The sequence below is a fragment of the Paraburkholderia sp. BR14320 genome, assembly GCF_040948665.1.
Lineage (GTDB): Bacteria > Pseudomonadota > Gammaproteobacteria > Burkholderiales > Burkholderiaceae > Paraburkholderia > Paraburkholderia youngii.
This window is the reverse complement of the sequence record NZ_JBFPKG010000018.1, coordinates 53,967-66,849: the sequence shown is the minus strand read 5'-3', so window position 1 is coordinate 66,849 and position 12,883 is coordinate 53,967. Positions and strand designations below refer to the sequence as shown.

Genomic DNA, 12,883 nt, shown 5'->3' with positions numbered 1-12,883 from the left:
GCATAACGATCGCCGGCAATTGGCAGGAACCCATGATGGCCGTGAGGCATCCGTTCGCCCGACGAATCAACATTCTTGCCTAGTCACGCTAAAAATTCATCCAATTCCGATCGCCGCGGGCCATCTCCCTCCCGATACTTGTCGTTCGCACATAACAAGGAACGACGATGACGAACGGCAACGGCCGGCCAATGATCCGGCTCGCAGGCAATAGCACGGGCTGCGGCGCGATTCTGATTGCATCGTGAGCGTGCCAATTGCGAGAACTTGCTCACCTCCGTGAACACATCCTGGGTCTTTCCTGTGACGCACTACCCACATGGGGCAATGCGCCTTTGTTGTTTCCGCTCCGTCTGCGCGGCACCGAAACCTTAGGCAAGCTTTATCGATACACGCTCGATGTCGCGACGATCGAAAGTCCGACGCTCGGAGTGTGGCAAGCACAGGAACTCGTCGTGCCTGATCACCTGATCGGCAAGGTCATCGACATTTCGATCGCTTTGGACGGCAACGGATCGGTCGGTCGTGACGGGTTGGTACGCGGCGACGCGGCATACGCGAGCGCCGACCGCCGCACGATGTCGGGCCTCATCACAGGCATCAAACAGATGGGCGCCGACGAACGGCGCGCCTATTACCGGCTCGTCGTCCGTCCCTGGCTGTGGCTGGCCACGAAGAATTGCGACAGCAGGATCTTCCAGGACGCCAGCGTGGTGGACATCACTGACCGGGTGCTCAAGGAGCGATATCACTTTCCGGTCGTGATGGAATTCGGCGCACCGGGCCTGCGCAACGGCTACCCGAAGCGGGACTATGTCCGGCAGATGTGGGAATCCGACTTCAATTTCCTCACGCGGATCTGGAGAGAATGGGGAATCTACTACCTGTTCGACGGAATGACCCTGGTACTGTGCGATTCGCCCGGCTCGCACAAACGACACGACAACGCATACGACACACTGCGCTACCACGCGCCGGACAGCAGGCACGTCGACGAGGAGCACGTTCACAAGCTCGAGGCATCGCATCAGATCACGACAGGCAAGGTCAGCCTCATCGATTACGACTACACGCGCCCCGGCGCGCGCTTCGAGGGCGAGTACGAAAGCCACAGCGAGCGGGCCTACGACAACAGCGAGCAATACGGCTGGGGCGACTACTCGCAGCCGCTTGCCGGTGCGACGGGACTGTCAGGTGAGCGAAGCGACTTCCGCGATGAAGCCGGGCACCTCGCGAGCGTGCGTGTCGATGCAATGCGCGGTCATCGTCTGCGACTGAAGGGTCAAGGGAATCTGCGCGGTCTGACAACGGGGAAAACATTCTGGCTCGACAATCATCCGCAGCGGGAAGTCAACGCCGAGTATCTGGTCGTATCGACGACCCTCGATATCCGCAACGCACTGCAGAACACGCAGTCACCCGGCGCAGACACGAACGATGCGCCGCGCCAGTGCGTGACCGATTTCGTGCTCCAACCCGCCAATACGTTCTTCAAGAACCGTCCGAAGAAAAAGCCGCGTTGCGCGGCGGAAACGGCAATCGTGGTCGGCCCCGAGGATCAGCCGATATGGGTCGATGGATATGCACGCGTGAAGGTGCGCTTTGGGTGGGAGCGGCGTGCCCCGAAGAACGACAGCGCCAGTTGCTGGCTGCGGGTGTCGTCGCCGTGGCAAGGCAACGGCTTCGGCGCGATCTATCCGCCGCGCGTCGGTCAAGAGGTCACGGTCAGTTATCACGAAGGCGACCCGGACAAGCCTTACGTGTCGGACCGGATGGTCAACGGCCAGAATCAGCCGCCATGGAAGCTGCCCGACAACCAGGCGCTCTCGGGCGTCCTTAGCAGCGAACTTAAAGCGGGCTGTGCGAGCCAGACCAATCACGTCGTACTGGATGACACGCCGGGGCAACTGCAGGCACAGATCGCCAGCGACCACGCACAGTCGCGCCTCGTGCTGGGTTACAACACGCATGTCGTGCGCGACGCAGGCCGGCAGCAGGCACGCGGTGAAGGCTGGGAACTCGCGACGAACGCATGGGGTGTTGCGCGGGCCAACCGAGGCATGCTGATCACCACCGAGGCGCGTCACGGCGCGAGCGCGCCGGCAAAGGATGCCGGTGAGACCGTGGCGCGCCTCGCTCAGGCGCGCGACTCCCACGAGAACCTCGCGAGTCTCGCGCGGCGGCACGAGGCACAGGAACAGCAGACCAGTCAAAGCGAGGTCGCGCAGGCCATCAAGGCGCAGAACGACGCGATTCGCGGCGGCAAGGCAAGCGCGGAGCTTCCCTTTCCGCAACTGACCCAGCCCGAGTTGGTGCTGGCCAGCGCGGCGGGTGTCGGTCTCACGGCAGCGCAAAGCACGCACGTGGCGAGTGCCGAACACATCGCGCTCAGCGCGGGCGGACACGTCAGCGTCGCGGCGGTGAGATCGCTGCTGGCGTCCGCGGTCAACGGCGTGCGGGTGTTTGCGCAACATCTCGGCATCCGGCTCAAGGCCGCATCGGGCAAGGTGCAGATCGACGCGCAAAGCAATGACGTCGAGGTCATCGCGCAACGCGTCGTCAGCATCATCAGTAGAACCGATTCGATCAATCTGATGGCCAGCAAGGAAATCGTCTTCCATGCGGGCAACACGAAGGTGGTCATCAATTCTGATGGGTACAAGGTCTATACGGCTGGGGAGCATCGGGTTCATGCGAGCGGTCATCGGACCGAGGGGCCAGCGGCACGGCCTGTCAGTCTGCCCGTCACGCCAGACGATCCCGGCAGGCTGGCGGCGCATCATGTGCTGATCGAACACGATTCCGGCTTCGCGCTGCCGAACCAGCCGTATCGGATCACGCTCGACGATGGTCAACTGATTCAAGGTGTGACCAACGCGCTTGGCGAGGCGAGTCTCGTCACCAGCAACATGCTTGCGTTCGCGACGGTCGAACTGCTTGCCGCCAGCGAGCCGGATAAAGTGATTGCGGTTAGCAGAGGCGCGGTGATCAGGGCGGCGAACGAGCCGTTCGCTGGCGCGGTACCCAATGCCGAGAAGCGCGGTGCGACGGTCGCAGGAAAGGACGTGACCTCTCCCAACCAGAGCGCGACGACGGAACATAGACCACCCGAATTCGTCTCGTGCGATCCGATGAACTTCGGGCTGCGGTTTTATCACTTCGTCAACGGTGCGGCCGAGAGCGACACGCCAGTAGGTATGTCGATGCGCAAGGGTGTCGAGTACCCGGTGACCAAGGCTTATGCGGCTGCGATTAAGGCCGCGTTGCAGGGGATTGATTGGGGCGGGGTGGCTTGGCCGTTGACTCCCAATTCGATAAGAATGATTCAAAACGCGGTCATGCCGAAATTGGAAGACGCACTCGGTGCCGGGCCCTTTGGATTGCCGCGAGGCTTTGCTGCTAGCCCGGAAACCAGCGGCGCCATGCCACGGGTTGTGATTGTCGATCCAGAGCGTGCAACGCAGTACAAGCTGCGACAGGATGTTAGCGCCGCATTCATCGGTGGGGATTGGGCGATCGTCGTCAACGAGAGCGAGATTGCGCGCATTGTTGAACTTAGGGACAAACCGGCCTCTCTCGATAGCCGTCTCAGAGCATTTGCCGACACGTTGTATCACGAGTCTCGCCACTGCCAGCAGTACTTCTGGATGTTCTCTTTGCTTCAGCACTTTCCAGACGACTACAGGGACCTGCCGAACATTCGGTCGTTGTATTGGACAACGATGCTGAAAAAGGCCTACACAGCGGCTGAAAACACGCCGCTACCCGACGATCATCGCGTTCACATTGGTCTGCACAGGATGCTTGTATTTCACTACTACTGGCTAATTTCCTACCTACAGAACAAGCCAGGCTGGGAATACGTCAAGCGAGATATCCAGCGTGCTGAAAGGCAGGTGTGTGAGCTGCTGAATGTCTCTGCTGAAACAGCTCAAAGAATGGCGCAATTCGAAACTGGGTACAGGAGCCAACTTCACGAAGAAGATGCCTACGCCTGCGCGGAAGTGGTTCAGGCCTACTGGCGCAATTCTGCTGATCCTCTTGTTCGCAATCCCGGTACATGCACGGCTCAGTATGCCGACGCTCTCAGGACCGTCAGGGAGCTGAGATGAGACAGGCTGTGACTGACACCCAGCGCGACATGGCATTCAGAATATTGACCACCGCAATGGCGATCCTGCGGGACGACCAGCCCTTCGATCCCGCGCACACGATATTCGGGCAGATTCTTGCGGCTGATCCTCTGCGTGGTCAAGTAGGTGGTACGGAGTATTCCTTCGTGAATCCGGCTTTCCCGCGGACGCAAATTATTCTATTTGTGGCGCCGGATCCTGCCTCCCCCTCTGCCGACCGCACGAAAGTCACGCGAGTCGTAACCCACTTCACAGTCCGCTTCAGTCCGCTTTTGACAGACATTAACCGCTCGACGCTGGAAGATCTCCTCCAGGTCGATATCGGCTACTGGATCGACGGCAACGGCGAGCGGCGCCCGGGCAATGATATGGGAACGGTGCCGCCGCAGGTTCGTCTGCATCACTATCGCTATCGCGCTTCCACTCTGCCAACGAGCCGGTTCCCAGTGGACGTCGAATTTGCTTTCGGCGACCCGGACCCAAACGATCCGGCGCCTGACGAACCCAACACGCCGGTCCTGATGGACGTTCACCTTGATCGTGACTATTCCGCGCTGCGCCCGCGACACCATGATTAGAGGCCGTCTTGATGTGACCTGCTAAACGTGCCTGCTCCCACACAAAAAATGGCGAAATTCGAAACCGGCTATAGAGCCAACTTCATGAAGAACATGCCGACGCTTGCGCGGAGGTGGTTAAGACCTACTGACAGAATTCTGATGATCCTCTCGTTCGCAACCTCAGTACCTGCACAGCCCAGTACGTCGACGCTCACAGGACCGTCAGCGCCAGAAACTGAGACGAGAGAGACTGTGACCGACGCGCAGCGCGACATTGCCTTCAGCATATCGACCACTGCAATCCTGCGGGACGACCAGTCCTTCGATCCCGCTCGTACGATATTCGGCCGCATTCTTGCGGCGCGGCCTGAGCGCGGCGTGGCGGGTGTTACGGAGTATTCCTTCGTGAATCCGGTCTTGCCGGATACGCAAATCATCGTAGTTGCGATACCCGATCCGCTGCCCCCTCCGCCGACCGCGCAAAAGTGAAGCAAGTCGCGACGCACTTCACGATCCGCTTCAGTCCACTATCGACCGACATTAACCGCTCGACACTGGAAGATCTCCTCCAGGTCGATATCGGTTACTGGATCGACGGCAGTGGCGAGCGGCGGCCCGGCAATGATATGGGCACGGCTCTGCCGCAGATCCGGCTGCATAGCTATCGCTATCGTGCTTCGAATCTGCCGACGAGCCGATTTCCGGTGGACGTCGAATTTGCTTTCGGCGCCCCCGATCCAAAGGATCCGGCGCCGGACGCACCCAAAACGCCCGTCCTGATGGACGTTCTTCTGAATCGCGACTATTCCGCGCTGCGACCGCGACACCGTGAACAGAATCCGTCGTGAACGACCGGTGGCAAAGGGCGTCTATTCCTCCCCAACCGTCTCGACATAGTTATCAACCGCACTACTGACCGTCGGATGAAAGCGCGCATCGCCAATCAGATCGGTTAACTCGAAGCGTTTTAGCTTGTCGCGAACCGGATCTTTCATCTCCGCGAAGTGCAATGCAATCCCGCGCTCGTCGAGCGTGCGCGTCAGCTCCCGCAGCATATCGGCCGAGGTGACGTCCACGCTCGTCACCGGTTCGGCCGCCACCACCACGCGCTTGACCGGTGCCGGCGATTCCGCGACGGCTTCGAGCAGGCGCTCCTGAAACTGCTCGGCATTCGCAAAGAACAGCGGCGCATCCCAGCGAAACAGCACCAGTCCGGGGATTCGCTTCGCGTCCGGATAACGCTCCACGTCGTGATAGCCGCGCAAACCCTCGACGCGGCCGAGCACCGCATAGTGTGGTCGCCAGCCGTCCCACAGAAACTCGATAACCGCGATCACCACCGCGAAGCCGATGCCCGGAATCGCGCCGAACACCGCGACGCCGGCAAAGCAGGCCATCGACAGCCAGAACTCCCATTGCTGGATGCGAAATATCCGCTTCAGGTCCGTGATCTCGAACAGACCGATCGCCGCCGCGATGACAACCGCGGCAAGCGCGCTGTTGGGCAGGTAGTGCATCAGGTTCGGCGCGACCAGCAGCAGCGCCGCGACCGCCAGCGCGCCGACGACGCCCGTCAGTTGCGTCTTCGCGCCCGCCGCCTCGGCGACCGGCGTGCGCGACGAACTGCTGCTGATCGGGAAACCGTGGAACAGGCCGGCCGCGAGATTGGCCGCGCCGAGCCCGACCATCTCCTGATTAGGGTCGACGCGGCTGCGAAAACGTGCCGCGAAAGTCCGCGACAGCACGCTGGTATCGGCGAACGAAATCAGCGCGACCGCGCAGCCGCCGAGCAGTATCTTCACCAGATCGGCGTCGGTGACCCACGGTAGCGCAAAGGTCGGCAGGCCTTGAGGGATCTTGCCGAGCACTTTCACGCCGACGCTATCGAGGTGCAATGCGGTCACGCACAACGTCGCGACGATCACGGCGATCAGAATGCCCGGCAACTTCTCGAAGCGCTTGAGAAACAGGATCAGCACGAGGCTTCCCGCGCCCACCGCGAAGCTGTACCAGTTGGATTTGCCATCGGCGATGGCCTGCACGAGGCTCACGATGTCCCGCAATGGCCCGCGCTCTTCGATCGAAATGGCAAACAGTTTGGGCAGCTGACTGATCAGCACCGCGAGCGCGATGCCGTTCATATAGCCGTATCGAATGGGCTTAGACAGCAATTCAGTGATGAATCCCAGCCGCAGCAAACCCATCACGATACAGAACACGCCGGACACGATCGCCATCATGCTGGCCGCCGCAATCGCGCGCGACGGGTCGCCCGCCGCGACTTGCACGACCACCGCCAGAATCGGAGCCGCGAGCGCGGAGTCGGGGCCGAGCACGAGAATCCGGCTCGGGCCGAACAGCGCATACGCCAACAACGGGACGATCGTCGCGTAGAGGCCGAACACGCCGGGGACCCCCGATGCCTCCGCGTAAGCGATCCCGACTGGCACCAGCATCGTGGTCAGTACCAGTCCGGCCGTCAGATCGCTCGGCAGCCAGCTCAAGCGGTACGCCTTGAGCACCGTCAGTCCCGGCAGCCAGCGCATCCAGCGGTGCGCGCTGCTTGCAATGGTCTGCTCTTTGTGAGGAACGGGCCTGTCCGCTTCCATTTTTGGAATGTTCGCAGTCGAGGACGCCGCGCCACGGATTGCGGGCGGCACTGTCCTTCGTAGGATAGTCCAGAGCTTTCATCGGCGACAGGGAGGACGCACACCGATTGCGCATCAAGGCCGCCTGCGCCTCAGCAGCCACCCGACGCCCCCAGCCAGCGCCAGCACCGCCGCGCCATACACCGCATTGCGATGGCGGTCGGTAAACAGCTCCCAGCAGTACGCGCGCGCTTCATCATCGAAGCGGCCATGCGCGGTGTAGTGGCCGGGCACCGGCTCGTAGAGATTCGCGGGCGCATCGGCGGGCAATGGTTCATCGGTCAGTTGCCCGTCGTAACCCGCCCGCGCGAGATAGTGGTCGAGCAGCGTCGGCGCGATCCGGTTCGCGAGGATCGCCTTGACCGTCGACCACCCGACCCACACCTGCCGCCGCCGATGGGTGGCCGCAAAGTAAATCGCCCGCGCCGCCACCTCGGGCTGAAATACCGGCGCCACCGGCCGCGCCCTGCGCCCCGTGCGATTGAGCGCCCAGTCGAATTGCGGAGTATTGACCGCGGGCAGATCGACCATCGTCAGATGGATATCGACTCCGTCGTGCAGCAACTCGGAACGCAATGAATCGGTAAAGCCGCGCACGGCGAACTTCGCGCCGCAATAGATCGACTGCAATGGCACCGACCGGTACCCGAGCGCCGAGCCGACATTGACGATCGTCCCGTGCCCCCGCGCGCGCATCACGGGGAGCGCCGCCAGCATGCCGTTGACCTGGCCCAGATAGGTCACCTGCGTGCCGCGTTCGACATCGCGCGCACTGAGCGCGGACACCGGCGCAAACGCGGTCGCCATCGCGACGTTGACCCACACGTCGATGCCGCCCAACTCGCGATCCACGCGCTGCGCGGCGCGCTCGATCGCATCCGCATCGGCGACGTCGGCGGGCAGCGCGAGTGCGCGCACGCCATAGGTCGCGGCGATCTCCTCGGCGGCACGCGCGAGCCGTCGCGGTTCGCGCGCGATCAGCCCAACGTCATAGCCCTGCCGCGCGAACTCGGACGCGGTGGCGCGCCCCACGCCGGCACTTGCCCCAGTAATGACGACGACGCCCTTCCGCTCGACGTCGCCGCTGCGGGTGTCGGTTTGCACCGTCATAGTGTCGCTGGCCACTTTGAACACCTCCCAGGTTGCGCATCCGATGAGGTGTGAAGCAAAGCGCAGTCCCGCCGATTCGAGCCGGACAGCGGCGCCGGAAAAACAAATGGCCGCAGCACGAGGCTGCGGCCATCTAGTAGCGGCTAAAGAGACTTAACTCACGTCACGTTCATCGCCAACGCACTCTCGCGATAGTGCTCGCTCGCCTTATCGGTGTCTCCAAGCTGCTCGTGCAGACGCGCGAGCGCGCGATGCGAGCGGATTTTCAGCGTCTCGTTGTCGGCGAGCTTCAGCGCGCGTTCGAGGAACGACTGCGCCTTGCCCCACAACTGCTGATGCAGGCACAGACGCCCCAGCGCGAACATCAGGTCCGCGTCTTCCGGCCGATCCTTCTGCCACGCCTCGGCCTTCTGGATCAGCGGCAACGCATCGCCGCCGGCCGTGTCCGGATAGCGGCGCAACAGCCGCGCATCCCAGTTCTGTGCAAGCGCTTCCTCGACGATCTTGCGCGCCTCCTGCGGGCGGTTCAGCGCGACCAGCAGTTCGGCGGCGGTATCGGCGAGGCGCGGCGAATGACGCTCGGTCGCCGACAGCGAATTCCACAATTCGAGCAGCGCCTCGGCATTGTGACGACGATCGCGCAGCAGATTTTCCGCCGCCAGCTGACGCAGCCGCACCGCGACCGCCGGATGGATCGCCTCGCGCTTCTCCAGCGTCTTCACGAGCTTCAGCACTTCGCCCCAGTTCTTCAGCTGCTGCTGCGCGCGCAGCATGATCTGCTGCGCGTGGATGCGCCGCGCGCCTTGCGATTGCATCTCGGTCAGCGCATGGAGCGCGCCGTCGGCGTCGCGGCCGTCGGCGCGCATGTCGGCGGTGGCCATCAGGCGCGCGTCCTGCCACTCGGCTTCGTCGATCTGCGCGAGCCATTCGTCGCGCCGCCCGTATTCATGCATGCGATGCGCGGCGGTCGCCGCGATCAAACCGGCCGCGCCCTTGTTGTCGCCATTCGTGAGCGCGTCCTTGGCAGCCTTTTCCGCGCGCGAGAAACGGCCCGCGTACAGGTTGCCGATCGCGTCGCGCAACGCCGCGTGCGCTTTCGCGACACGCGCGCGTGCGCGGTACGCGGCGACGCGCTGCGGCATGCGCCAGATATTGCGGATGATGCGCAACAGCGCGTAGAGCAGGATGAACAGCACCACCAGCCCGACGATGAACAGATTCAGCGACATGTCGACGCGATAAGGCGGATAGATCAACAGCACCTGCCCCGCGTCGAAGCGCCCACCCACCGCGAGCATGACCGCGACGGCGAACAGTGCCGCGAGCCATAGAAGTCCCCGGATCGCCATGATTAACCCCGGTTCCGGTATTGATTGACGGCCTGCAGGCTCGTTTCGAGGTTCGGCAGCTCGACCGCGGCCGAACCGGCGTCCACCTGCTTGACGAGATCGATAACCATCTGCGTGTCTTTCGACGAAGTGTCGAAGTAGCGCGTCAACGCGGACTGCGCCGCCTGCAGATCGGACTTCAGCGTGGTCTGGTTGCGCGACAGCAGCGCGAGGCGCGCCGACAGCAGACGCAGCTTCAGGTTCTGGCGCACGAAGTAGCCTTGATCCGGCGAGACCAGCATCGCGTCGGCGTTATCTATACGGCGCACCTGCACGAGGCTCGACAGCTGTTCGCCGATGCCGTGCGTGACCTCGTCGATCCACACTTCCCAGCGCGGCTTGCCGGTGGCGGCGGCCACCTTCGCGGTGTCGACCCACGTGGCCGCGTGCGGCGTGGCACGCGGAATCGGTGCTTCACCCGACAGCGGCAGGCCGCTCACGTGATCGATCGCGTTGTCGAGTTTGATCGCGAGGCCGGTCAGATCGGTGGACGGCGCGGCCTTCAGCTTGTCGATGTCTTGCGCGATCGCCTTGCGCACCGCAAGCGCCTGCGGGCTATCGGACGCCGCGAGGCGCGTATCGGCGCTTTGCAATGCGAACAGCGCGAGCTGCGTATTGCCGGTCAGCTGCAACTGCTGGCTGGCCGCCGACAGCATCTGCCCGACTTCGGCGAGCGTCCAGTCGTCGCGATTGCGCGCGAGGTCCGCGTACTGCTGTTGCAGCGCCTGCTGCGCGGCCTGCGCATCGGCGAGCTTGCCTTCGAGCTGCGCGACCTGCGAGTCCGATTGATGCACGGTGGCGAGCGCCTGGTCGATCTTGATGCGCAGTTCGTTGGTCTGCGTGTCGTTGGCCTGCTGACGCTGCGCGAGTTCCTGCTCGGTGCGCACCAGCTTGCGGTTCATCGCGAAGCCGCCCACGCCCACCGCGCACGCGATCACCACGACGACAAACCACAGCAGCGGTCCGCTCGTGCTGCTGCGCTTTTGCGCTTCGTACGGCGTGAAAGGTTGGTTCGGCGGCAAGGCGGCGCTTGCCGGCGGCTGAGGTGAGGCGTTCGTGGATGCGTTCGTTTCAGTCATGCGTGGTTGAGCCGGGTTGGACGATACCGGTTGGACGACGGGAGGCACGGCGGCCGCGGCCACGAGGGCGCGGACTATGCGCTCGTCGCCCGCGCCGGACACCGTAATCCTATCAAAACCCAATGCCCGCGCGGTCTGCGCGATGCGGGGATGCGGCGTGACGAGCGGCGCGTGTTTGAGCTGCTCGATCTCGCCGGCGGTCAGATGCTCGTGGGCAAGTTCCTGCAGATTGCGTACGCCCTCGGAGCTGGTCAGAAGCCATGCGTGCGGCGCGCCCGCGAGCAGTTCGTGCACGCGCGCCCAAGCGCCGATCGACGGCTCCGGCACGATGCGCCGGTACGCGGCGACCGTGTCGACTTCGGCGCCGGCTTCACGCAGGCGCTCGCTCAGCCATTCACGGCCGCCGTCGCCGCGCACGATCAGCACGCGCTTGCCTTCTAGGCCCGCGGCGCCGAGTTGCGCCTCGATCGCGGCAAACAGGCCCTCGGAGTCGAAGCTCGTGGATTCGTCGTCGGCGCTCGCCGCGGGGCTGATCACGCGATGCTCCGGCGCGCTGACGCCGTGGCGCGCGAGCGCATGCACGCTGCCCGGGCCGACCACGCCGACCGGCAGCGCGTGCGGCCAGATTTCGTGATGGCGCGCGAACGCGTGATCGACCGCGTTCGGCGACACGAACACGACCAGCGCGTAGCGTTCGAGCGACGCGAGCGCGGCGCACAACGGCGCGTCGTCGATGACGGGTGCGATGTCGATCAGCGGGAAGTCGAGCGACGCGAGGCCGGCTGCTTCGAGCCGTTCGACGAGCTCGCTCGACTGGCCGGCCGGCCGTGTGATCACGACCGTGAACGGCGCCTTCTCGGGCGTACCGGCGGCCATCACTCGCTGGCCGCCGCGCCGGGCGCGGCCGCGGGACCGCTCGCGGTGCTGAGCGCGCGGACGATCTCGAGTGCCCCTTGCTGCGCGAGCGAATGCGCCACTTCCTCGCCGAGCGCGAGCGCGCGTTCGATGGTGGGCGCCGGCGCCGATGCCTGCGCGCTCAACACGCGCTGGCCGTCCGGCGTCGCGACGATGCCGCGCAGATGCAGCGCGCCGTCGCCCCACGTTGCGTAGGCGGCGAGCGGCACCTCGCAGCTGCCGCCGAGCGCGCGCGACACCATCCGCTCCGCTTCGACGGCCGCCGCCGTGTGCTGATGATGCAGCGGCGCAAGCCATGCGGCGAGGTCCGCGCGATCGGCGCGAATCTCGATGCCGAGCGCGCCCTGGCCAGCCGCGGGCAGACTATCTTCCGGATCGAGCAGCGCGCGGATGCGCTCGGCGAGACCGAGACGCTTCAGCCCGGCCGCGGCCAGAATGATCGCCGCGTAGTCGCCGCGATCGAGCTTGGCGAGTCGGGTATCGAGATTGCCGCGCAACGGCCGCACGTCGAGATGCGGATAGCGCATGCGCAGCATCGCTTCACGCCGCAGGCTCGAGGTGCCGACCACCGCACCGGCCGGCAACGCGGCGAGCGAGTCGTACTGATTGGATACGAGCGCATCGCGCGGGTCCTCGCGCTCCATGATGGTGGACAGCGCGAAACCGGCGGGCAACTCCATCGGCACGTCTTTCAGCGAATGCACCGCGAGGTCGGCGCGGCCATCGGCGAGCGCGGCTTCGAGCTCTTTCACGAAGAGCCCTTTACCACCAACCTTGGACAGCGTGCGATCGAGAATCTGATCACCACGTGTCGTCATTCCGAGGATTTTTACGTCACAAGATGGATATAATTTGTGCAGCGCACATCGCACGTGCTCGGCTTGCCACATGGCAAGACGGCTCTCTCGCGACGCAATCACAAGCGTGTGGGGTGGCGTGGAAAACGTCTCGGTGTTCATTAGCTTGCTGCTTGATGTCGGGATGGAATAACAATCAATGTTAGCACGCGCCCTTATTTGTGCCCTTGGGTTCCAGAGCACCGCGGGGCGC

At 63.8% G+C, this 12,883-nt stretch carries 9 protein-coding genes; 4 read left to right on the top strand and 5 right to left on the bottom strand.

Annotated elements, in window-relative coordinates; translation table 11 throughout:
- Positions 1-335 precede the first annotated feature (335 nt).
- The 4 genes from AB3X89_RS18460 (at position 336) to AB3X89_RS18445 (ending at position 5,541) form a co-directional block, all read left to right on the top strand.
- Positions 336-4,112, top strand: a complete 3,777-nt coding sequence (locus AB3X89_RS18460) for a type VI secretion system Vgr family protein (RefSeq protein WP_368584559.1) — start codon at positions 336-338, stop codon at positions 4,110-4,112.
- Between the two features lie 8 nt (positions 4,113-4,120).
- A complete protein-coding gene (locus AB3X89_RS18455; protein WP_368584558.1) occupies positions 4,121-4,711 on the top strand; it encodes a hypothetical protein in 591 nt (196 codons plus the stop codon).
- Positions 4,712-4,945: 234 nt separating this feature from the next.
- On the top strand, positions 4,946-5,182 hold the full coding sequence (locus AB3X89_RS18450; RefSeq protein ID WP_368584557.1) for a hypothetical protein: 237 nt from the start codon (positions 4,946-4,948) through the stop codon (positions 5,180-5,182).
- Positions 5,179-5,541, top strand: a complete 363-nt coding sequence (locus AB3X89_RS18445; protein WP_368584556.1) for a hypothetical protein — start codon at positions 5,179-5,181, stop codon at positions 5,539-5,541. The genes AB3X89_RS18450 and AB3X89_RS18445 overlap by 4 nt, the downstream gene beginning before the upstream one ends.
- 21 nt (positions 5,542-5,562) lie before the next feature.
- Here the strand turns inward: AB3X89_RS18445 and AB3X89_RS18440 are convergent, their stop codons facing one another.
- The 5 genes from AB3X89_RS18440 to hemC all read right to left on the bottom strand — a co-directional run bounded on the left by AB3X89_RS18440 (position 5,563) and on the right by hemC (position 12,792).
- Positions 5,563-7,302, bottom strand: a complete 1,740-nt coding sequence (locus AB3X89_RS18440; RefSeq protein ID WP_368584555.1) for a SulP family inorganic anion transporter — start codon at positions 7,300-7,302, stop codon at positions 5,563-5,565.
- 114 nt (positions 7,303-7,416) lie between these two features.
- Positions 7,417-8,451 (bottom strand): SDR family oxidoreductase, encoded by a 1,035-nt coding sequence (locus AB3X89_RS18435; RefSeq protein ID WP_368584604.1) that lies wholly within the window; start codon positions 8,449-8,451, stop codon positions 7,417-7,419.
- Between the two features lie 158 nt (positions 8,452-8,609).
- Positions 8,610-9,800: a heme biosynthesis protein HemY gene (locus AB3X89_RS18430; RefSeq protein WP_368584554.1), complete on the bottom strand. Its 1,191-nt coding sequence runs from the start codon at positions 9,798-9,800 to the stop codon at positions 8,610-8,612.
- Between the two features lie 2 nt (positions 9,801-9,802).
- Entirely contained in the window at positions 9,803-11,794 is a 1,992-nt protein-coding gene (hemDX, locus tag AB3X89_RS18425) for a fused uroporphyrinogen-III synthase HemD/membrane protein HemX (protein WP_368584553.1), read from the bottom strand.
- Positions 11,794-12,792 (bottom strand): hydroxymethylbilane synthase, encoded by a 999-nt coding sequence (hemC, locus tag AB3X89_RS18420; RefSeq protein WP_368584552.1) that lies wholly within the window; start codon positions 12,790-12,792, stop codon positions 11,794-11,796. The genes hemDX and hemC overlap by 1 nt, the downstream gene beginning before the upstream one ends.
- Positions 12,793-12,883 lie beyond the last annotated feature (91 nt).

Coding starts and splice junctions, on each gene's coding strand:
- AB3X89_RS18440 (WP_368584555.1), bottom strand. CDS start 7,302: ATGGAAGCGGACAGGCCCGTTCCTCACAAAGAGCAGACCATTGCAAGC.
- AB3X89_RS18435 (WP_368584604.1), bottom strand. CDS start 8,451: ATGACGGTGCAAACCGACACCCGCAGCGGCGACGTCGAGCGGAAGGGC.
- AB3X89_RS18430 (WP_368584554.1), bottom strand. CDS start 9,800: ATGGCGATCCGGGGACTTCTATGGCTCGCGGCACTGTTCGCCGTCGCG.
- hemDX (WP_368584553.1), bottom strand. CDS start 11,794: ATGGCCGCCGGTACGCCCGAGAAGGCGCCGTTCACGGTCGTGATCACA.
- hemC (WP_368584552.1), bottom strand. CDS start 12,792: ATGAACACCGAGACGTTTTCCACGCCACCCCACACGCTTGTGATTGCG.